Source organism: Aquimarina aggregata, from assembly GCF_001632745.1.
Classification (GTDB): domain Bacteria; phylum Bacteroidota; class Bacteroidia; order Flavobacteriales; family Flavobacteriaceae; genus Aquimarina; species Aquimarina aggregata.
Genome location: NZ_LQRT01000004.1, coordinates 1 through 21,858, shown reverse-complemented (window position 1 = coordinate 21,858; position 21,858 = coordinate 1). Strand labels below are relative to the sequence as shown.

General features: G+C 30.9%; 16 protein-coding genes and 1 rRNA gene. 9 read left to right on the top strand and 8 right to left on the bottom strand.

Going from position 1 to position 21,858, the window contains the following annotated elements:
- The first annotated feature begins 146 nt into the window (after positions 1 to 146).
- The 4 genes from AWE51_RS07460 (at position 147) to AWE51_RS07445 (ending at position 5,382) form a co-directional block, all read left to right on the top strand.
- Complete coding sequence (locus AWE51_RS07460; RefSeq protein WP_066311710.1) at positions 147 to 581, top strand: SRPBCC family protein; 435 nt, start codon at positions 147 to 149, stop codon at positions 579 to 581.
- Positions 582 to 615: 34 nt separating this feature from the next.
- Positions 616 to 2,970, top strand: a complete 2,355-nt coding sequence (locus tag AWE51_RS07455; protein WP_066311708.1) for an efflux RND transporter permease subunit — start codon at positions 616 to 618, stop codon at positions 2,968 to 2,970.
- Positions 2,971 to 2,993: 23 nt separating this feature from the next.
- Positions 2,994 to 3,800 carry an outer membrane lipoprotein-sorting protein gene (locus AWE51_RS07450; RefSeq protein WP_066311705.1) on the top strand — a complete coding sequence of 269 codons (807 nt, stop codon included), beginning with the start codon at positions 2,994 to 2,996 and terminating at the stop codon, positions 3,798 to 3,800.
- A 232-nt stretch (positions 3,801 to 4,032) separates the two neighbouring features.
- Positions 4,033 to 5,382, top strand: a complete 1,350-nt coding sequence (locus AWE51_RS07445; RefSeq protein WP_066311702.1) for a DUF1302 family protein — start codon at positions 4,033 to 4,035, stop codon at positions 5,380 to 5,382.
- An 88-nt stretch (positions 5,383 to 5,470) separates the two neighbouring features.
- Here AWE51_RS07445 and AWE51_RS07440 read toward each other — a convergent pair whose 3' ends face one another.
- Both AWE51_RS07440 and AWE51_RS07435 read right to left on the bottom strand, forming a co-directional pair.
- A complete protein-coding gene (locus AWE51_RS07440) occupies positions 5,471 to 6,370 on the bottom strand; it encodes a lysophospholipid acyltransferase family protein (RefSeq protein ID WP_066311699.1) in 900 nt (299 codons plus the stop codon).
- A 59-nt stretch (positions 6,371 to 6,429) separates the two neighbouring features.
- Complete coding sequence (locus tag AWE51_RS07435; RefSeq protein WP_066311984.1) at positions 6,430 to 7,329, bottom strand: lysophospholipid acyltransferase family protein; 900 nt, start codon at positions 7,327 to 7,329, stop codon at positions 6,430 to 6,432.
- Positions 7,330 to 7,509: 180 nt separating this feature from the next.
- Between AWE51_RS07435 and AWE51_RS07430 the strand changes: the two genes are divergently transcribed.
- A complete protein-coding gene (locus AWE51_RS07430; RefSeq protein WP_066311696.1) occupies positions 7,510 to 8,166 on the top strand; it encodes a rhomboid family intramembrane serine protease in 657 nt (218 codons plus the stop codon).
- A gap of 54 nt (positions 8,167 to 8,220) precedes the next feature.
- Here the strand turns inward: AWE51_RS07430 and AWE51_RS07425 are convergent, their stop codons facing one another.
- Complete coding sequence (locus AWE51_RS07425; protein ID WP_066311690.1) at positions 8,221 to 9,357, bottom strand: TlpA disulfide reductase family protein; 1,137 nt, start codon at positions 9,355 to 9,357, stop codon at positions 8,221 to 8,223.
- A gap of 392 nt (positions 9,358 to 9,749) precedes the next feature.
- Here AWE51_RS07425 and AWE51_RS07420 point away from each other — a divergent pair, with 392 nt between their 5' ends.
- A complete protein-coding gene (locus tag AWE51_RS07420) occupies positions 9,750 to 12,113 on the top strand; it encodes a cell surface protein (protein WP_066311689.1) in 2,364 nt (787 codons plus the stop codon).
- A 69-nt stretch (positions 12,114 to 12,182) separates the two neighbouring features.
- Here AWE51_RS07420 and AWE51_RS07415 read toward each other — a convergent pair whose 3' ends face one another.
- A complete protein-coding gene (locus AWE51_RS07415; RefSeq protein ID WP_066311684.1) occupies positions 12,183 to 13,346 on the bottom strand; it encodes a Pycsar system effector family protein in 1,164 nt (387 codons plus the stop codon).
- 57 nt (positions 13,347 to 13,403) lie between these two features.
- Between AWE51_RS07415 and AWE51_RS07410 the strand changes: the two genes are divergently transcribed.
- Positions 13,404 to 17,111, top strand: coding sequence for a metallophosphoesterase (locus AWE51_RS07410; protein ID WP_066311682.1), 3,708 nt, complete (start codon positions 13,404 to 13,406; stop codon positions 17,109 to 17,111).
- Between the two features lie 4 nt (positions 17,112 to 17,115).
- On the opposite strand, the gene AWE51_RS07405 is transcribed toward AWE51_RS07410, so the two are convergent.
- The 4 genes from AWE51_RS07405 to AWE51_RS07390 all read right to left on the bottom strand — a co-directional run bounded on the left by AWE51_RS07405 (position 17,116) and on the right by AWE51_RS07390 (position 20,221).
- Entirely contained in the window at positions 17,116 to 17,991 is an 876-nt protein-coding gene (locus AWE51_RS07405) for an SdiA-regulated/phytase-like domain-containing protein (protein ID WP_066311680.1), read from the bottom strand.
- On the bottom strand, positions 17,969 to 18,421 hold the full coding sequence (locus tag AWE51_RS07400) for a Dps family protein (RefSeq protein ID WP_066311678.1): 453 nt from the start codon (positions 18,419 to 18,421) through the stop codon (positions 17,969 to 17,971). The genes AWE51_RS07405 and AWE51_RS07400 overlap by 23 nt, the downstream gene beginning before the upstream one ends.
- Positions 18,422 to 18,518: 97 nt before the next feature.
- Positions 18,519 to 19,070, bottom strand: coding sequence for an NUDIX hydrolase (locus AWE51_RS07395; RefSeq protein WP_066311676.1), 552 nt, complete (start codon positions 19,068 to 19,070; stop codon positions 18,519 to 18,521).
- 59 nt (positions 19,071 to 19,129) lie between these two features.
- Positions 19,130 to 20,221, bottom strand: coding sequence for a M42 family metallopeptidase (locus AWE51_RS07390; RefSeq protein ID WP_066311674.1), 1,092 nt, complete (start codon positions 20,219 to 20,221; stop codon positions 19,130 to 19,132).
- Positions 20,222 to 20,338: 117 nt separating this feature from the next.
- Here AWE51_RS07390 and AWE51_RS07385 point away from each other — a divergent pair, with 117 nt between their 5' ends.
- The gene (locus AWE51_RS07385; RefSeq protein WP_066311672.1) at positions 20,339 to 21,052 is read left to right on the top strand and encodes a DUF4294 domain-containing protein; all 714 of its coding nucleotides are present in this window, start codon (positions 20,339 to 20,341) and stop codon (positions 21,050 to 21,052) included.
- 732 nt (positions 21,053 to 21,784) lie between these two features.
- Positions 21,785 to 21,858: ribosomal RNA gene (locus AWE51_RS07380) — 16S ribosomal RNA — on the top strand; the annotation flags it as partial.

Here is a 21,858-nt window from a genome sequence, read left to right as displayed (position 1 = left end):
CAGAAAGTAATAATCATAACTTTTTGGCTAATTCAAGTAATACTAATTAATATCATTTTACGCTTTCTGATGAGCCTTTTATTTAAAAAACACCAATAAAATAAGCATTGATAACAGTATCAAAATAAATAACAAAACACAAAATCATGATATCTATTAAGCAAACATTTTATTTAGATCATAACATCAAGGATGTTTATGAATTTGTAAATGACTCAGGAAATGAAGTCGATTGGGTTTCTTCTGTGAAACAAGTCGAACAATTAGCAAATGATCAATTAAAACTACTATATGATTTTTTAGGTAGAAAAGAAACTTTTGTTATGCAAATCACAACAGAAGCATATCATCTAAGAAAGTATACAAGTACTGAAGGAGTTTTTCCTATGAAAGGAGAACAAAGATTTGAATCTATAAAAAACGGCAATGCAACAAAATTTGAATGGTATTTCGAAATGGATCCAGGAAAGTATTTTGGGATCATACCATTACTAATTATTAAAAAAGCAACAGAGAAAGTCATGAAAAAAGATGGAACAAATCTTAATAAACTGATTTCTCAAAGTATGATGAGTGTATAAGAATCATAACCCCTAACTAATTTTATTTTTTAAAATGAAACTCATAGCTAATATTATTTATAAGAGACCATGGATTGTCCTTATTGGACTTTTGGTCACTACTGTACTCTTAGGAACAGGAGTTACAAAACTTGAAACCAAGAATAATCAGGACTCAGAACTACCAGAAGATGATCCAATTGTAAAAACAAATGATTATCTGGAAGAAGTTTTTGGAAAAAAAGATGTTTTAATAGTTGGTATAGAAACCGAAAATATCTTTAACAAAGAAACACTTAGTAAAATCATTAATATCTCTCAGGAAATAGAAACTGTACAAGGTGTTATTGGAGATGAAATCACAAGTTTATCGACAATTAATAACATACAAGGTAAAGATTGGGGGCTAGATGTAGGTCCATTAATGGAAGAAGTTCCGGCGACCAAAGAAGAAATTCTAGAACTTAAAAAAGAAGTTTTTTCTAACGAACTGGTTATTGGTCGCTTAGTGTCCGAAGATGCTACTTTTACATCTATAATAGCTAATCTTGACGAGGATTATGATCAAACTGTAGTTTATAATGAAATTTCTGAAATTATTAAAAAGCATGAAGGACAAGAGAAATTTTATCTTGCCGGTGCACCCATAAATTCTCATGAAATTGATACGGGTATTCAAGATGATGTAAACCTTCTTTTACCCTTAGGGCTTTTATTAGTACTTATTGGGTATTTCATTTCGTTTCGCTCTGCAAAAGGCGTAATACTGCCATTTGTCGTTGTTGTTTTAAGTATAATTTGGACAATGGGTTTAATGGGACATATTGGTTTTCCTATTACAGTTGTATCTTCGGTATTACCAATGCTTATGATTGCTATATCAAGTTCTTATGGTATTCATGTTCTTCATCGATATTATGAAGAAATCTTAACTAGTGAGAACAGAAAAGTAGCAGCCAGAGAAACGGTAAAAAAAATAGGACCAGCAGTATTAATGACAGGGATAACCTCGGCAATAGGATCTGCTACTCTAATAATTTTTAAAGTCACCTCTATACAAGAATTTGGAATTATTACTTCATTGGGTATAATCTCTACGTTATTAGTATCTATTTTATTTATTCCTGCAATACTTGCATTGTCAAAGAAAAAAGGAGAGAAGAAGAGTACAAAAAATAGAGAGGTACTTCTTAATAAATTTTTATTGTGGGTAGCCGCCGTATCCTTAAAATATAGGGTAAGAATTTTGATCTGTACATTACTACTATTTGTTATTTCGGGTATTGGGATTAGCAAAATTAGAGTAGGTAACGATTTTATAAAGTATTTTCCAAAAGAACATGTTTTACGTTCTACGTTCAATAAATTTAATGACAAACTAGGAGGAGTTCGTACTATGGATATAATGATAGAAGCTAAAGAAGCTGATATGATTAAAGATCCAACATTTTTAAAAAAGATAGCGAATTTTCAAAAATTTGCAGAGTCTCAACCAGGGATTGGTTATAGTAGTTCGTTTTCGGATATTATTAAGCGAATGAATCTACAAATGAACGATGCAGATCCTAAGTTTAATACCATTCCAGATTCAAAAAATACGATCGCCCAGTACTTATTATTGTACTCCATGTCAGGAGATCCAGGAGATTTTGGAGATCTTATAGATTATGATTATCAAAGAGCCAAAGTCAAACTTTTCTTGACCACATCAGAGCAAGAAGAACATATAGCGTTGTATAAGAAGTTTGAAACCTATGTTAATGAGAATTTTAAAGGAGAAGCAAATATTGAGTTTGGAGGAGAAGTAATGTTCTGGTTGGCTCAAATACGCTACATCGTTAATGGTAAAATTCAAAATATTTTCTTAGCCATTTTAATTGTTTTAGTGTTTTGTGTTATCGTATTAAGATCAATATCTCTTGGGTTACTAAGTATTGTTCCATTAACAGTATCTAGTATTTTAACTTTTGGTTTTATGGGCTTTTTAGGTATTCGATTAGAAACTGGTACAGCTATTATAACTGCAATAGGAATAGGTATAGGTATCGATTTTGCAATTCATTATTTATTGCGATTTAAAGAAGAAATGATGATTACAAACGGAAATTTAGAAAAGGCAACCGAGACAACTATTCTAACTTCTGGGAAAGCAATAATTTATGATGTAGTATCCAATATTCTTGGATTTATCGTATTTATTTTCTCTGGATTTTTACCTATACAATATTTTGGATGGTTGATATCATTAACTATGATAACAGTGGCCTTTGGTTCTTTAGTATTGTTTCCTTCACTTCTAGGAATTTTTAAACCTAAATCGTTGTTTCAGCAAAAAATGATTGTGGTAAAAGAAGAAACACCACCAAAGATTATCAAAAAAGAAATGGCATTATCAGAAGAATCTAATTAAAAAAATATAAAATACTTAAAACAATGAAAATTTTTAAAGCAATAAAGCTATCAGCAATTCTAGTTGTATTTTCTCTTAACGTATCAGTGTTATCAGCGCAAACAGGTTTAGAGGTTATGACCAAAAATGAAAAACAAGTTTTTGCAGATGACGAGAAAGTAGATATCACTATGACTCTAGTAAATAAGAAAGGAAAAACTAGAGTTAGAACCATAAATCAAGTAACAAAAAGTGATGAGGCTCGAAATCGTTCATCGATTATACGATTTACATCTCCATCAGATGTAAAAGGCACTTCATTTTTAGCGATAGAGTACTCTGATAGAGATGATGATCAGTGGTTGTATCTACCAGCTTTAAGTAAAACCAGAAGAATCTCATCAAGCAATCAGACAGATAATTTTGTTGGATCTGATTTCACATATGAAGACTTGGCAACAGAGGATCTTGAGGATTTTAAATATACAAATGTAAAACAAGAAACTTTAGATGGTCAAGATTGCTTCTTAGTAGAGGCAATACCTGTTTCAGAATCAAAAATCAAAGAAACAGGATATTCAAAAAGAGAAATATATGTTAGAAAATCAGATTTTGTGATTGCTAAAGTGAATTTCTATGATAAAAATGGAGTTCATTTCAAAACACTAACTACTGGTGATATTAAAAAGGTAGTTAATAATGAAAAATCCAGAGCATATGAGATAAGCATGAATAATCTTAAAACGAATCATAAAACCATTTTAAAATTTTCAAATTTTCAAATTAATACTGGAGTAGAAACAGATTTGTTTTCTAAACGAAACTTAGAGAAAGAGTACTCTTACGACTAGAAAAATTATTGTATAACCCTTAATATTTGCCTATGGAATTATAGTTAAAAAAACCAAAAAGTAATAGAATAGGTATTCTTATAATTTGTTTAAAGCCACGTACTGATTGATTTGTGTGATTTTACAAGAAACAAATTAGAGAATATCTATTCTTGAATACTAGAATTCATAGAAAACTCAAAAAAGGGATAATCAAATACATAATAATATAAACTTATAATCAATTGTCATTTTGAGTTGTAGACAACTATATAGAAACAATACAAAAGATACTAGAAGAAACAGTTTTTGTAAAATTAAGTTTGCTAGTCTTTTGTTGATAATAACAGCCATACAATCTACATTTTCCCAAAAGGAGAAAAAGTATAACATCGGTGGTTTTGTTGAATTAGATCACATTAGTTATTTTAAAAATACAGAAGAATATGATACCAAAGTCAATTCTAGAAATCAAGGTATTTTACAATTAGAGTTAGACGGTAGTGTTAATGATAAATACCATTTTTTTACCGGTATCGAAGTAAGAAACGATATATCAGATGCAGATCGTGAACGTGTTTTTATTGATGAAGCTTATATCGATATTTACATGAAAACTATGGATGTAAGAATCGGAAAACAAATAATCAATTGGGGAGAGGCAGATGGTATTAACCCAACTAATAATATTAATCCAATAGATTTTTCAGATATAATTGATACCGATGACGAACGTATAGGGGTATATTCAATATCATCTAAGTATTATATAGATGATATTACTATTCAAGGGGTTTTTATTCCCGTTTTTCAGTCTAGTAAAATACCTAGTACAAACTCTAGATGGTTTGTAGATTTTCCCACAACGGTTGCACTTCCTACTGGAGAAATAATTCCCGCTCAATTTGTATTACAAGAGACGCAAGAACCTCAAAAGGATATAGAAAGTGCTCAATTTGCTTTAAAAGTAAGTACAACAATTAAAGGATGGGATTTTTCTGTTAGTTATTTTAATGGTTATGATGATTTACCATCTTTTAATCGACAACTTTCACAAGATCAAAACGGACTAACAAATGTTTTGATTACTCCAGAAATTGAACGGCTACAAGTGTTTGGGGCAGATTTTTCTACAGCTTTGGGTAGTTTTGGTTTACGTGGAGAAGCAGCTTATTTTAGAACTGAAGATCAGGATGGTACCAATCCTTTTATAGATGATTCTTTTTACCAGTATGTTATAGGATTAGATAGAACATTTACTGATATTATCGGCGAGAATAATTTATTTGTAATTGCGCAATGGGTACATCAGATTATAGAAAGTGGTGAAGATGCACCAAACACAAATCTTAATAATATTTTTCAAGAATCTTTTGTAGCAAGAGCAGAATATGAAATCAATAATGATGCAAAATTTATTGTTCAAGGTATACATGATATCAAAGTAGACAATACCTATGTTCAATCAGAATTGCGTTATAATTTAAGTAGTGGTGTTAACTTAAGCGTGATAGGCGATTTTTTTGGCGGTAAGGACAATACTTTTTTCGGTAATTATCAAGATAATAACAGGATTCAAGCACGATTAAAATATAGTTTCTAGGAAATATTAATAACTTATACGAGTAAAAGTAATCATCGAATGGTAAATCCTTTCTTGTGATTTCGATTCTAGATTATTTTTACTTGTATTAATCAACAACAGCACCTTCTGGAATTGGTCCATTTCTATGTTTCCAACGTTTATGAGTCCAAAGGTAATATTCTGGGTTTTTATGGATTTGCTTTTCCAGTAAACGTAGATATTGTTTTATAACAAAGTACTTTTCTTCTTCTTTACTATTTTCTGAGATAGGTATAAATCGCACTTCATAATGTCCTCGTTTCACTTTTTCGACATGAAGATATAGAACAATAACATCAAGACGTTGCGCTAAAAATTCACCCCCCATAAAAATAGGTACTTTGATTCCCATAAAATCAGTCCAATATTTTGCATTAGAAATTTTAGGAGATTGGTCAGAAATCATACCATATCCGCATACAGTGCCGTCTTGTTTGTCTTTAATTATTTGTCGGGCAACTTTATGACTAGCAATTAATCTTGAGTTAAAACGTCCTCGAATGCGATGAGCTAACTTATCAAAATGTTTGTTTTTAATTTGTTTGTAGATGCCAACACAAGGATTTAATGATACGAGATCTACCGCATTAGACCATTCAAAACTACCATAATGTCCCATTAATGTGATAATACTCTTATTCTTTTTTTCAAACTCATGAAACTCATCAAGATTAACGACCTTATATCGTTTTATTAATTCTTCGCGGCTAATAGATAATGACTTAGTCATTTCTAAAAACATATCACACATATGCTTATAAAATGCTTTTCGTATTATTTGTATTTCTTTTTTAGTTTTTTCAGGAAAAACAAGGGTTAAGTTTTCCGTAACTGTAGTTCTTCTATACCTAATAATATAGTAGACAATTAAATATACAAAAGTAGAAAAGGCATAAAAAATTCTCCATGGTAGTTTAGAAATTCCTAATATAATTGGATAGGCTAACCTATATATAAGTAAGTGCATGAATTGAAGATTAGCGGACAAAGGTAAACTTATTTACCATTAATAAGTAAATAAACTCTTTAATCTACTGTTGCGCCTTTTGGTTTCTCTGCATTACGATGTTTCCAACGTTTATGGGTCCATAAATAATACTGAGGTTCTTTATAGATCTGTTCTTCTAACATTCTTAAATAGTCTTTAACAATGGCATAATCCTCACAACTTTTAGGATCATCTGTAATGGGGACAAATGTAGCTTCGTAATAACCTCTTTTAATTTTGCTCACTTTTAGGTAAAATACATTTAGATCTAATCTTTTGGCTAATACTTCTGCTCCTACAAAAGTGGGTACTTTAATGCCCATAAAATCAGTCCAATATTGTGATCTATGTAACTTTGGAGATTGATCAGAAACCAAACCGTACATATATACTCCATCTTTTTTCTGATCTTTAGTAATTTCTTTCATGGCATTTCTGTTAGGTATAAGACGCGAACCAAAACGAGCACGGATTCTTTGAACTAATCGATCAAAATATATATTACCTAAAGGCTTGTAGATACCAACTGCTTGTATTTTTGTTTGTATATCAACAACATTAGACCATTCATAACTTGCATAATGTGCCATAAAAACCATCATACTTTTTCCTTTAGCTTCTAGGTTCTTTAAATCGTCAAGATTAGTGACTTTAAATCGTTTGATCATTTCTTCATTAGAGATAGAAATAGACTTTATCATCTCTAAAAACATATCACACATGTGCTTATAAAAACCTTTTCTAATCTTCTTAATTTCTTTAGGTGTTTTCTGGGGGAAAACCAACTCCAGATTCTCCTTCACTGCTTTTTTTCTGTACCCGATAATGTAATATACAAAGTAATAAATACCAGTAGAAAACGCATAAAATAACCCCCATGGTAGTTTAGAAATACACCACAAAATGGGGTAGACAACTCTATAAATAAGTAAGTGCATGTATAAAGAAAAATTTGATTGTAAAAATAAGGGTATTTTATGAAATCTAAAAAAATCAAAGACCCATAAACCGTAGTATAACTCCATTATATTATTGGATAAAGTACTTCTTTAACAAAATTAAAATGGGTTTTGAGAGGACAAAATATGTGGTATATTTGAATAAAATTATTGTTCCGTATGGGAAAACTTGATCTTGATATAGTAATTATAGTAATTATTGGTGCTAATATTTTAATGTCGTTAAAAGGGTTTAATGACTTTTCTTTTTTCGAAAAATTTAAATTTAATATAGGAGGGGTTCGTAGAGGAGAGCAGGTCAGAATGTTAACTTCTGGTTTTTTGCATGTAGATATGATGCATTTGTTTTTTAACATGCTTACTTTATATTTCTTTGCACCTGTTGTTCTAGGTTTTTTAGGAAATGTAAAATTTTTGATTTTGTATTTTGGAAGCTTGTTAATGGGGAATTTATTTTCATTGTACTTTCATAAAGATGAGTATCATTATAGTGCCGTAGGGGCGAGTGGCGCTGTTTCAGGGATTATCTATGCGGGAATTTTGTTCAGACCTGATATGAGTTTATATCTTATGTTTATTCCTATTCCTATTCCGGCTTATATTTTTGGGATTGGTTATCTATTATATTCTATTTTTGGAATGAAAAATAGTGTTGGTAATATTGGTCATGATGCACATTTTGGAGGTGCAGTTGGGGGATATTTTATAACATTAATTATGGCACCATGGCTTTTTCAAGAGAATTTTTTAATGATAATATTATTAGCTGTGCCAATTATTATCTTATTTGTTATGCAAAGACTAGGAAAACTATAAGTATAAAAAAACGACCCATTAGGGTCGTTTTAAATATTAGTATAATTCAATATATTATAAAGACTTTTCTCCTAATAATTCTGAGATTTTCTTCTCTAGAGCAGGACCACGTAGGTTTTTAGCAATTACTTTACCTTCTTCATCTATAATAAATGTAGCAGGTATAGAACGTACCCCGTACGCTTGCGCTATTGGATCTTGCCAGAATTTTAAATTAGAAACATGATTCCAATTTAAATCATCATCAGCAATAGCCTTTGTCCAGGCTGTTTGTTGTTTATCTAAAGAAACACCAATGATGTTAAGCCCTTTATCATGATACTTATTGTAAACTCTAACTACATTAGGATTTTCCATTCTACATGGTTTACACCATGAAGCCCAAAAGTCTATAATTGTAATTTTACCCATAGATTCTTTTAGAGACAATAATTTACCTTCTGGAGTTGGACCAGAAAAATCTTCGGCAGTACTACCCATATCTATACGTTTCTGCATAGATACTGCTAAGGTTTGAGCGATTACTTGATTGAGATTTTTACCTAAACGACTCTGTTTTACAGTATCCTGCAACGCAGTATAGGTTTCTTGAGCTTCTTTAGGAGGTAACATTTTAAGGTTAAGCAGATCTCCTAATGCCATAACAGCTACTAATGAACTAGTGTTATTTTCTGCTATTTTTAATCTATAATTTTTTTCGCTATCTCTTAATTCTTCTTTTTTGGCCGCGATTGCAAGAGCTTTATCACTTTCGTTTAGCCTAGATGCAATTTGATATTGATTATTAAGTTCAACTCTCTCTTTGCCAAACTCGTTAATTTTTTGGATGTATTCAAAAAATAATTTGTTTTCGTTACCTCCTTCAATAATAGAAGAACGTAAACTATCCTTATGAATCGTCATCTTAATTGCATTATTCTCTGGAAGAAACAATACATTACCTTGAATATTATTAAAAGTAAGATAATTAAAATCATTACTTTCTGCAGGGGGTAAGTTTAGTTTAAATTTTTCCTGTTCAATTGTTGTAGAATCAACTATTATAGGACGTCCGGAGTGGCTAATGGCGTTAATAAACACTTTTGTTCCGTTTTCAAAACCAGCTGTTTTGGCATTGATCGAATATCCTTTTTCTTCTTTTGTGCAAGCTGCAACTAATACTAGTAAAGCAAGCAGAGCAATTCTTTTCATAAAATTCATATTTCTTGACAGTAAAAGTAAAGAATCATATGTATATACTCAAAATATTAACGTTGCAGATGGGGTAATTGTTAAAGGATTCTTATAAAGAACCTAAAATTACACCTAAAACTGACAAAATGTTGTAACAAATACCCCTTTAGGTCGTCTTATAATTGTTTTGATAGTAGATTGAAAATAAGAATACTATGTAATGATGTAATTAATAAACCGACTAATATTTATTTATTTGATTTTTTTCTGACTTTCGGTCCAATTATTGTTAAAGTATTCGTCTTAGTAACAGAAACGATATTAAAAAAATAAAATTTAATTAATTGTTAATATCTGTTTAACCAATTTTTAATGCATTATTTTTGCTAAATTAGGGTAAATAATTATATATGAGGGCTTTAGATCAGGATTTTCCACTTGACATTTGGATTAGTTTTTCAAAGTTTTTTGAACAATATAGAAACTACTTAAAGAGTGATAATGAACTCCTTAAGGATAGAGCTATACGTGTTTTAAAGATAGCTGAAGAATATCCTGAATTAGAAGAAGGTATAAGATCAGAAGAAAGAGTACAAGAATTATTACCACAAATTAAAATGGTTCTTGAAGATTCTTTTGCCCAAATATTACAATCCAACGAGATTAAAATAGCTACAATACCATTTAATAATAATGTTTTACAATCTTCTGAACGTTATAAAAATATTATTAAGGCAGCTGGTAAAGATTTTGAACCAGAAATTAAAAATCTTGATGAAGATCACTATTTTATAATGGGATGTAGTATTATTTTAAAATCATACTATGGGTATAGTATTGATTTTAGAAGACCATTTTTTTACGATATTCCTGATGAGAATGGTATTACAAGACATTACAGAATAATGTATAATGCTGATTTTATAGAAATTATAAAAACCGATGATGCTCGGGATATTACTAAAGAAGACGTAGCAGAGTTACTAGATAATTTTGATAATGTAGAAGTTTGGAAAGAAAAGTTCCCGCCAAATAGTTGGATTTTTAAAGGTATAGTTCTTGCTAATATGTTTGATGTTACTACAGATGTTTCTTTATCTGATTTCAAGACAAGCCTTATTAAATATGATAAAACCCAAGGGGATTTTGTAGATAGTTTTCAGGCAATCTTTAGGGCTATATTTAATTTACATGAAATAAAAGTAGGATTCTCTAATTATAACCCAGAAGAAGAGGTACTTGAAAAAGTACCTTTGCGTAATATAGATAGTTATATTCTTTTTAATAGATATTCTGATAGATGTGACACTGCACTTTGTGGAGGGACAAATTATTACCTTTTTGAAAAGTCGACGTATTTTGCAATATCAGATGTAAAAAGATATCAAAAGTCTACTCCAGAGGAGAAGATGTATGCTAATTTAATAGAACAAAATATAAATAGTGCCATTCTTGCTCCCATAAAGAGTGAAGGAAAAATGCTAGGAATTCTTGAAATTGTTTCACCTAATGTACATGAGCTTAATAGCATCAATGCAAATAAATTGCAAGATGTGATGCCATATTTGGTGGATTCAGTGTTACGCTCTAAGTCAAAAGCAGAAAATGAATTAGAATTAATCATTCAGCAGGAATGTACATCAATTCACCCTAGTGTACATTGGAAATTTAGGCAAGAAGCTAAACAATTTATGCGTTCAATGTTAGAAGGCACTCCAACTTCATTTAAAGAAGTTGTATTTGATAATGTATATCCACTATATGGGCAAATCGATATTAAAGGGTCTTCTGAAGCACGTAATTTTGCCATACAAAAAGACTTAGTTTTACAGCTTAAAGGTATAGCTAAAGTTCTGAATAAGGTAATAGAATCTGATCCATTACCAATATATGAGCAACTAAACTATAGAACAAATCGCTACATTAATTCTATCACAGAACAATTACAGGTAGATAGTGAACAAAAAATTGTAAACTTTATAAAAAAAGAAATTACACCGCTATTTAAGCATCTAAAGAAGAAAAATAGTGAGTTAAATATTCTTATCGAACAGTATGAGGATGTACTTGATAAAAACATTAAAACGGTATACAAACATCGTAAAGCTTATGATGATTCGGTGATGTTGATCAACAAGAAAATGGCCGCATTATTAGATCAAAAACAAGATGAAGCGCAGGGTATGTATCCACATTACTTTGAAAGATTTAAAACTGATGGTGTTGAGCATAATATGTATATCGGAGAGTCGATTACAAAACAAAATAGTTTTAATAAAGTATATCTTTACAACCTTAGACTTTGGCAATTACAAGTAATGTGCGAAATGGAAAATGCATATTATCAAATGAAAACTGATTTGCCAGTAGCACTAGATGTAGCATCTATGGTTTTAGTTTTTAATGCCTCATTATCTGTTAGGTTTAGAATGGATGAAAAACGTTTTGATGTCGATGGGACCTATAATGCCAGATATGAAGTTGTAAAGAAAAGAGTCGATAAATCTAAGATTAAAGGTACAGATCAAAGAATTACAGAAAAAGGTAAGCTAGTAATAGTATATTCTCAAAGTTCTGACGAAAGAGAATACATAAAATATATCAACTTTTTACAGTCAAAAAACTACCTAGAAGAAGAAATAGAAGTTGTAGAGATCGAAAATTTACAAGGTGTAACCGGACTTAAAGCATTACGCGTAAATATTCTTTATCATAAAAAAGAAGATAATAAGGAGTTTTATACTTACGAAGATTTAATGAAAGAACTTAATTAAATCTTTTAAATAATAGCATAAGATATTTCTTAGTTTCTTGATTTAATAAGGTGTTATGCTTATTATTTATTACTGTAATAAATTAAAGGCAAGCGCAAAAGAAATTACTGAAGTCACGATCCCGATAATAAATACAGTATAGGTTATTCTTAGTATTTTGTATTTCTTATGTAATACTTTTCCTAAAAAGTACAAATCCTTTATCATGGTGTCATAAATATAATCTTTATCGGCCATAAGTTCTTCCATTGCCCATTTGTATTCATCTAATGGCATTTTATGAAAGTTTCCAAAAAACAATAGGTTTACTTTTTTTTCTTCAATTTCCTTACGAGTAAACTCTCCACTAGTAACATTAGGTCTTGTAGCTAAAACCGATAAAACAATAGAAGCAATACTAAAAATTAAAAATATCAATGTTGGATATATAAGATATTGGTTAGACGGGTTATCAAGTTTAGGAATAAGGTTAGATAAAGCTAATGATATAATAATAGCATTTACCGAGAGCAGAATATTGGCCTTGGTGTCTGCAATATCACTTAATTTTAAATGATTTCTTAGTGTGACTCTAAATAATGTTTGTATACCTTTCTCGGGACTTTCTTCTTTTGCTTGTTTTTTTTCTTTTTTCTTTTTGATCTTACTTCGTTCTTCTATCATCTTAGAAAGGTTTTCCTCTTTTCTTGATTTCCAATGTTCTTTAGCGTAAGAAGTATAGTAATGGTGTTTGTTTTCAAATAAATCAATATTAGCTTTAAGCCATTGCGATTTGTTCAGATCACAGACATTAGTTAGTTTAAATTCTTTTCTTAAAAGTTCACTAGCCTCTTCATAATAATCTTTTGCAAAATGAGAAGCATCAGCATCTCTAATAATTTCTTCTAAAAGATTTGTTGGCTCATGCTCCATTTTAGTAGCCATAATCAACACAGAGACCTTGTCAATAATATCTTGACTCACTTTATGTTGTGCCAAAAATTCTTCAGAAATAGTAACACTATGGGATTCATGATCTGTAGAGCTTTTAGAATATCCTGTATCATGCAATAAAGCAGTTAATAACAAAACTTCTTTATCTTGATCAGATATATTAGTATTATCAATAATTTCTTTTGTACTTTTAAGTACTCTTTTGGTATGATCGTAATTATGATAAGTACAAGTGTTCGGCAGCTCTTTTTCAAAAAGTTCTGCAACAAAATTATCAGTTAATTCTAGTAAAGAAGACATATTTGTTATTTTTCGGTAACCAAAATAATTAAAAAAAAGAGATTGTAGTTTACAACAATGAATAAATATAATAAGTTTCTGATTATTAGTGTTGCATTTTTGCTTAGTTCTTGCGCAACATATTCTCCTAAGTATAAAGTCGTAGATTTTAAAAAAACATTACCAAACGGCACTATAGAAAGTACCTTTTATTTAGTAGGAGATGCTGGGTATGCTAAAAAAGGAGAGAGTACAGAGGGTTTATCTATGCTTAATAAAGTTTTGGATACAGCAAAAACAAAAAATGATTACCTTATTTTCTTAGGCGATAATATATACCCTAAGGGTATGCCAAAGAAAAATACTCCAGAAAGAAGTTTAGCAGAACATAGAATCAATGCACAAATAGAAGCAGTTAGAAATTTTCAAGGCGATGTCATTTTTATCCCTGGAAATCATGATTGGTATGCTAATGGAGTAGAAGGGGTGAAACGTCAAGAGAAATTCATTTTATCAAAAACAGGGAAAAAAGTTAGTCTCTTACCTTCTAAAGGATGTCCGATCGAAAGCATAACGGTTAGTGATAAAGTTCAACTATTGCTTTTAGATACGCAATGGTATTTGGCAAATTGGGATAAAAACCCTACTGTTAACGATGATTGTGAAATCAAAACCAGAGAAAAGTTTTTTCTTGAGATAGAAGGTGAAGTAAAAAAGCATAGTAAGAAAACAATAGTAATCGCGATGCATCATCCTATGTTTACTAATGGTCCTCATGGTGGAAAGTATAGTTTTGATAAACACATTTTTCCATCTAAAAAGAAAATTCCGCTACCAATTTTAGGGTCTTTGGCTACATTAATACGTGCACAAGGAGGTGTTACGGCACAAGACTTATCAAATGTTCACTATAATGGTTTAATGAGAAGATTGTCTACAATGACTAGGGGAGTAGATAGAGTTGTATTTGCCTCTGGACATGAACATTCTTTACAGTATATTGATAGTCCCGGCGGTAAACAAATTGTATCAGGATCGGGGTCTAAAGTATCGGCAGCAGCATTGGGAAAAGATGGTGAGTTTTCATATCCAGGTCAAGGTTTTGCTGTCCTAGATGTGTTTAAAAATGGAGCATCAAATGTTCGTTTTTTTGGTGGAAAAAATGGTAAAACAGAAGTAGTATATCAAACCGAAGTTCATCCAAAAGAAGAAATACATGATTATAGTGGCATTAATAATACTTTTGAGCCCGAATTTTCTGCTTCAATTTATAAAAATGCAGAGGTTGAAAAATCATGGTTCTTTAAAACGATGATGGGAGATCATTATAGACATGTTTATGGTAAAAATGTAAAAGTTCCTGTTATTACTTTAGATACACTTTTTGGAGGGGTAACAATCGAAAGACAAGGAGGAGGTCAGGTAACAAGATCCTTAAGACTTATTACCAAAGAAGGAAAACGGTATAGTCTTAGAGCAATGCGTAAGAGTGTTACTCAGTTTTTGCAAAAAGGAGCCTTTAAAAACACATATGTAGGAGACAGTTTTGACGATACGATGACAGAAGAGGCTCTCTCAGATTTTTATACCTCAAGTTATCCATATGCTTTTCTTACCGTAGGAACATTAGCCGATGCTATAGGTGTGTATCATGCCAATCCTAAACTATACTATATGCCTAAGCACCCCGCTTTAGGAAGATATAATGATAGTTTTGGTGGAGAACTTTATTTTTTAGAAGAACGTCCGGGAAAAGAATATAGCGACGAGGCTTCCTTTGGTAAACCTGATGATATAGAAAGTACAGATGATTTACTGAGTAAGCTACGAAAAGACGAAGAATACCAACTTGACGAAGAACATTATATAAGAACCCGACTTTTTGATATGGTATTAGGTGACTGGGATCGTCATTCTGATCAATGGCGCTGGGCACGATTCGATACAAAAAAAGGTAAAATATATAGACCGATCCCCAGAGATAGAGACCAGGTTTACTCTAATTATGATGGTGTGATTTTGGATGTTGTCAAGTTTGTAGTGCCATTGGCACGTAAGTTTCAGGTTTATGATGATGAACTTAAAAAAGTAAGATGGATCAATCAATCGGGATTGCCATTAGATAAAGCACTAATACAAAATGCAAATAAAGATACTTGGATTAAACAGGCACATTATATTAAAGAGAATATTTCAGAAAGAACTATAGAAGAAGCCTTTAAAAATCTTCCTTCAGAACTTCATGGGGATACTGTAGAAAAGATTAAAAGAGATCTGAAAGTTAGAATTGAAAATATCGAAAGTTTGGCACTTCAATATCATGAATATCTTTTAAAGCATATTATTGTAAAAGGAACTGATAAGGATGATTATTTTGAGATTATACGAGAAGATAATAAGACAACAATAAAAGTTTCAAGAATTAAAGGAGATAAAATTAAAAAACCATATATCAATAGAGTGTTCAATTCTAAAGAAACTAAAGAAATATGGATTTATGGTTTAGATGATGATGATCAATTTGTAGTCAAAGGAAAAGGAAAAAGGCCGATCAAATTGCGTATTGTTGGAGGTCAAAATAATGATGTTTACGCGATAGATTCAGGAAGAAAAGTTAAAGTATTTGATCATAGATCAAAACCAAATACAATAAAGAAAAAAGGAGGAGCAACATTTAGACTAAGTAATATTTATAAATACAACTTGTACGATTTTAATAAATATATAGAAAAAACGAATGTGGTTACTCCATTCGTAGGTTTTAATCCCGATGATGGGCTTAATGTTAGTCTTACAGATGTTTATACTGTGAAAGGATTTAAAAATAGTCCCTTTCATAGTAAGCATACTTTTAGGGCAGCCTACTATTTTCAAACCTCAGGGGGATATGATGTTTCATACTCTGGAGAATATATGAATGCAATAGGAAATTGGAACGTCTTGGTAAGCGGATTACTTACAAGTGAAAATTTTGCTCAAAACTTTTTTGGATTAGGAAATAATTCGATTAATAATGATGATGAATTAGGTTTTGATTTTAATAGAGTAAAGATAAGTACTTGGGCTGTTGGTTTAGGTTTCTCTAAAAACGGATATTATGGATCTAAGTTTTCAATCAAAGCAAATTATGAGGGGATAGAAGTGCAAGATACCTTTGAAAGATTTATCACCTCGGGACTTGATTTTGTAGCAGATGATCCAGATTTTTTTGAAAGAAAGTTTTTTGCAAATGTAGACATGCAATATGTTTTTGAAAGTTATGATAACGCCGTTAATCCAACAAGAGGAATGCTTTTTAAGGTTCAAACAGGAGGAAGAACTAATGTAGAAGACACCGATCGTACCTATGGGTATCTCTACCCTAAGTTAGGATTTTATAATGCTTTGACACGAAATAGAAAATTAGTCCTCAAAACAGATGTTATGGCACAGATAACTATTGGTGATGAATTTGAGTTTTATCAAGGAGCGTCATTAGGCGGAGTTAATGGATTAAGAGGTTATCGAGAAGAGCGTTTTACAGGAGAGAGTGCAGTGGCATTTAGTGGAGATCTAAGATATAGTTTTAATAAATTTAAGACAGGTTTGCTACCATTACAGTTAGGAGTTTTTAGTGGATATGATATAGGGCGAGTATGGTTAGATGGTGAGGACTCTGATAAATGGCATGACTCTGTTGGTGGTGGAATGTGGATTAACGCAGTGGATACAATAGGGGGGCAGTTAGGATTGTTTACCAGTGACGATGGCTTACGGTTTACTTTTGGGTTTGGATTAGATTTCTAACAAATTAATCTAAAGTATATTGATATAATGTCGCCTTCTTATGTTTCATTTTTTCATCTGTAATATATAAAGTAGAGTCGTTTTTAAAAGAAATACCCTCTTTCTGCGAATAGTGATGTAATTTTATTTTTTTAACAGAACCATTAAATAAGCTATCTCCTTTAAAATTTTGAAGTAAAAATATTTTATTGTGAGCAAGCAATGCTATTTTGTTACCCGATCGATTTACCGCCGCCGCAGTAATTAGACAGTCAGAAGGGTCTTTGCAAGTGTCATACTCTCCAATCAGTTTTGCCATATACTTACCAGGTTTAGCAGAAATCTTATATAATTTTGTGGTAATAGGAGATTTTTTAACCCTATTTTTTGTAAAGAGATAAAGACTCCCATTAAGATGAATAAATGCTTCTACATCAAAGTTTAGGTTACTCTTTTTAGGAGGAAACCTTTTTTGATCTTCAAAAATAAATTCGATTTTAGAAACCGAAATAGTATTAGATAAGATTCCAGAAACTTTATAAATAACTAGATCTTTTCTGGTATTTTGATTATTTCCAAAATCGCCAATATATATATTGTCGTTATGATCATAGGTAAGATCTTCCCAATCAATATTTTTTGAATCAGGAATTTTAATTTCTTTTAATATCTTACCATCTTGATTAAGACAGAACAAAGTATTGTCATTTCCAGAATCATTAATTGCATATAATTTATTGTTTTCAAGTGTTGTAATACCCGATATTTCATGAAGAGCATTTGATAAAGGGGCAATCTTTATCAAAATAGAAGCTTCATTCTTTTGACAGCTAACTTGTAAAGCCGTTAAAAGAATGAAACATAAAAGTGCTGATATTTTAATTTCTCTGATTCCAAGCATTAAGCATCCAACTTGTTTTTTCGAGCTCTCCAATATAAGTTCCAGTAATATCTAAGGTGCCTTCATCTTTAACATCTGCTGCTTTTTCCGCTACATTTTTTAGTTGACTTAAAATTATGTCATGATCTTCTAAAATAGCCGAAACCATTTCGTGATCAAGCAGATTGCTTTCAGATTCTTTAATATTAGAATTATTTAGATATGAACTGTAGTTGCTAAAAGGTTTTGCTCTAAGGGTTAATATTCTTTCGGCAATTTCGTCAATTTTAAGTTTAGCATCCTCATAAAGTTCTTCAAATTTTTCATGTAACTCAAAAAAGTTGGATCCTGTAACATTCCAATGAAAATTTCTTAATTTCTGATAATGCATATGATAATCCGCTAATAAGGTGTTTAAAGCCGCTATGGTTTCTTTATTTGAATATGTCATAGTTTTTGTTTATTGATTATTTATTTTCAATACAAAAATACTATAGTTTGTTATTGTTTATTGTAGATGCTCATAGTTAGTGGTGATAGTGGTATTATTATAGTCGATTTGAAATTTCATCTAAAACAAGTTCAAAATAGGCTGGATCATGAGGAACATAATTTAGGGATTCTGTAGAACTCATGATTTTATCTTTAAATATATTAATATCAATGTAATCGACCTGCGCTACTTCTTCAGACTGTAATGTGAATTTGTGAATAGGAAGGTGAAGAGCTAACAAATATATATGATGAAATTCATTATCATACAGATTTGGTTTAGGTTTTTTCTCGGCCAAGTATATACCAATGTATTCTAGATTATTATTTGAAATATAGATGCCAATTTCTTCCTTTATTTCACGAATAGCTGAATTTTCTGGAGATTCTCCAGCTTCAATATGACCAGCCACAGACACATCCCATAAATTTGGATAAGTGTCTTTATTATAAGAACGCTTTTGTAACAGTATTTTACCTTCTTTTGTATATATCCAGATATGCACACTAGCGTGATATAACCCCAATCGATGTGCTTCAGATTTAAGTCGAGCTTCACCAGTAGGAATACCTTTATCATTAAGTATATCTATCATTTCATCTGCCATAGTCTAAAAATAAAAAATCCTGTTTGAGAAAACAGGATTTAGAATATAAAAAACGAAGTCTATTTGTCAAAGTAACTAAAAGTATCACCCGATTTAATATTTAATAAACTTTCATAAATCAATTTGATAACATTTTCAACATCATCTCTGTGTACCATTTCGACAGTGGTATGCATATAACGTAGTGGTAATGAAATCAAAGCAGAGGCAACCCCACCGTTACTATAGGCAAATGCATCTGTGTCCGTACCAGTCATTCTACTAGAAGCCATTCGTTGAAAAGGTATTTTCTTGTCTTCGGCAGTATCTATTAATAATTCTCTTAATCTATTTTGTACAGCTGGAGCGTAAGAAATAACAGGTCCATCACCAATTTTAGTTTCTCCTTGAGTTTTCTTTTCTATCATAGGAGTAGTGGTATCGTGACAAACGTCTGTAACAATGGCAACATTTGGTTGTATCGTTTGTGTAATCATTTCTGCGCCTCTTAGTCCAATCTCTTCTTGGACAGAATTTGTGATATACAATCCAAAAGGAAGTTTCTTTTTATTTTCCTTTAATAAACGAGCAACTTCTGCTATCATAAAACCTCCCATTCTATTATCAAGAGCTCGACAAACAAACTTATCCTTGTTTAGAATGAAAAATTCATCAGGATATGTAATAACACAGCCTACATGAACCCCAAGTTTTAGTACTTCTTCTTTATTAGTACATCCAACGTCAATACAAATATTCTCTAAAGTAGGAGCTTGTTCTTTAGCACCTTTTCTAGTATGAATTGCAGGCCAGCCAAAAACCCCTTTTACGATACCTTTTTTTGTATGTATATTAACACGTTTGGATGTTGCTATCTGATGATCACTACCACCATTACGTATTACATATATAAGTCCATTATCAGTAATGTAATTTACATACCATGAAATCTCATCAGCATGCCCTTCAATAACAACTTTGTATTTCGCTTTTGGATTAATTACACCTACAGCAGTTCCATATGTATCAGTTATAAATTCATCTACATAAGGTTTAAGATAATCCATCCATATCTTTTGCCCTTCCCATTCGTATCCTGTAGGTGCAGGGTTATTTAGATATTTTTCAAGGAAGGTTATAGATTTTTTATTCAATATGCTCTTTTTAGCCATGGTATTTTAAATATAATTTTGTTTTTTGACTAAATTAACAATATTCACATAGATTTCACGCTTTAGAATCTGTTAATTATTACTTTTTAAAGTAATTTTGAAGCCTTAGAAAATATTATGTTTAGATATTTACCATATATAGTAGTATTCTTATGTACTCCTTTGCTTTATGGACAAGGGAAAAAGAAACCTGTTGATTCAATAAAAGCAGATACAACTGGGTTTGTACAATATTATATAATAGAAGGAGATACTATCCCTCATGATGCTATAGACCTTGATGAAGTAGTTATATTAGGTAAATTAAAGTTTGATGATAAACTGGCAAGAAGAAAATATCTTATTCTTAGACGTAAAACACGTAAAGTGTATCCGTATGCAAAATTAGCTTCAGAACGATTAATTACATTGAACAAAAGGTTAGAAGGGATTAATTCGAAGAGGTCAAAGAAGAAGTACACAAAAATACTTCAGAAATACATGGAAGAGGAGTTTACCACAGAACTTAAAAAACTTACACGTACCGAAGGACAAATATTAGTAAAGTTAATCCATCGTCAAACTGGTAAAACAATGTTTGAGCTTATTAAAGAGTATAGAAGTGGTTGGAGGGCGTTTTGGTATAATAATACGGCTAAGATTTTTGATATTTCTTTAAAAAGACATTATGATCCTATTAATATAGAAGAAGATTATTGGATAGAGGATATATTACAACGTAGTTTTCAGTCGAATATCCTTGAAGAACAAAAGACAGCACTTGATTTTAGTTTTTATGATTTAAGAAATAAATGGACAGATACAATCAAAACTAGTACGGTTAAAAAATAACTTGTTCGGGTTTTAATACTAGGGGATAGGCTACTTATGTTCTCTCAGTGTAACTAAAATTTAAAAAAATTGATTTCTAGTTTCATTATTTTTTATTATCTTAGCTTTCTATCTTTTTTAAAATCAAGGCTTTTCATTTCTTTTGAAAAAAACATTAAAAAAGTCATTGTCGAATAGTTTTATGTGTGTAGATTTGCGCCCTCGAAACGGGGTAATATGTTTCGGGTAGTTCATTGAGATTTGGTTTTATTTTTAGGTTAAAAAAACTTTATTTTTTTTCTATGAAATAGCTTGTCAGAATAAAAAAGGGTTGTATGTTTGCATCCGCTAAGCTCGAGGGCTTAGGAGTTCATTGAGGGTCTTGTTTTGGTTAGGGATTTAGGAAAAAAGTTTTTTAAAAATAATTTCAAAAAAGCTTTGTAGAATAAAAAAGGGTTGTATATTTGCATCCGCTTAGCGAAACAGAGCGAGTTCATAAAAATAATTAGAATGGTTTTCTACTGATAATTGAGGTAGAATTGGGGTTCGATTCCTTAGGTAATAACAAGAGTAATTTTGGCTACTAGATGTGGTTTTAGATTGCTAAGAAAGTTCATAGACATATTGATTGACAGCGCGTATTTAGCTATTTTATTTATAGAATAGTTAATACATACGAAATTAAAGACTAGAATCATTTAGAGATACGATTGTAATTCCGTTGTATTGTTTTCAAATAATATTTAAAGACAAACGATGAAGAGTTTGATCCTGGCTCAGGATGAACGCTAGCGGCAGGCTTAACACATGCAAGTCGAGGGGTAACA

What these genes read in the sequence shown, in the direction of transcription:
- AWE51_RS07460 (WP_066311710.1), top strand. Translation starts at nt 147, where the DNA reads ATGATATCTATTAAGCAAACATTTTATTTAGATCATAACATCAAGGAT.
- AWE51_RS07455 (WP_066311708.1), top strand. Translation starts at nt 616, where the DNA reads ATGAAACTCATAGCTAATATTATTTATAAGAGACCATGGATTGTCCTT.
- AWE51_RS07450 (WP_066311705.1), top strand. Translation starts at nt 2,994, where the DNA reads ATGAAAATTTTTAAAGCAATAAAGCTATCAGCAATTCTAGTTGTATTT.
- AWE51_RS07440 (WP_066311699.1), bottom strand. Translation starts at nt 6,370, where the DNA reads ATGCACTTACTTATATATAGGTTAGCCTATCCAATTATATTAGGAATT.
- AWE51_RS07435 (WP_066311984.1), bottom strand. Translation starts at nt 7,329, where the DNA reads ATGCACTTACTTATTTATAGAGTTGTCTACCCCATTTTGTGGTGTATT.
- AWE51_RS07430 (WP_066311696.1), top strand. Translation starts at nt 7,510, where the DNA reads ATGGGAAAACTTGATCTTGATATAGTAATTATAGTAATTATTGGTGCT.
- AWE51_RS07425 (WP_066311690.1), bottom strand. Translation starts at nt 9,357, where the DNA reads ATGAAAAGAATTGCTCTGCTTGCTTTACTAGTATTAGTTGCAGCTTGC.
- AWE51_RS07420 (WP_066311689.1), top strand. Translation starts at nt 9,750, where the DNA reads ATGAGGGCTTTAGATCAGGATTTTCCACTTGACATTTGGATTAGTTTT.
- AWE51_RS07415 (WP_066311684.1), bottom strand. Translation starts at nt 13,346, where the DNA reads ATGTCTTCTTTACTAGAATTAACTGATAATTTTGTTGCAGAACTTTTT.
- AWE51_RS07410 (WP_066311682.1), top strand. Translation starts at nt 13,404, where the DNA reads ATGAATAAATATAATAAGTTTCTGATTATTAGTGTTGCATTTTTGCTT.
- AWE51_RS07405 (WP_066311680.1), bottom strand. Translation starts at nt 17,991, where the DNA reads ATGCTTGGAATCAGAGAAATTAAAATATCAGCACTTTTATGTTTCATT.
- AWE51_RS07400 (WP_066311678.1), bottom strand. Translation starts at nt 18,421, where the DNA reads ATGACATATTCAAATAAAGAAACCATAGCGGCTTTAAACACCTTATTA.
- AWE51_RS07395 (WP_066311676.1), bottom strand. Translation starts at nt 19,070, where the DNA reads ATGGCAGATGAAATGATAGATATACTTAATGATAAAGGTATTCCTACT.
- AWE51_RS07390 (WP_066311674.1), bottom strand. Translation starts at nt 20,221, where the DNA reads ATGGCTAAAAAGAGCATATTGAATAAAAAATCTATAACCTTCCTTGAA.
- AWE51_RS07385 (WP_066311672.1), top strand. Translation starts at nt 20,339, where the DNA reads ATGTTTAGATATTTACCATATATAGTAGTATTCTTATGTACTCCTTTG.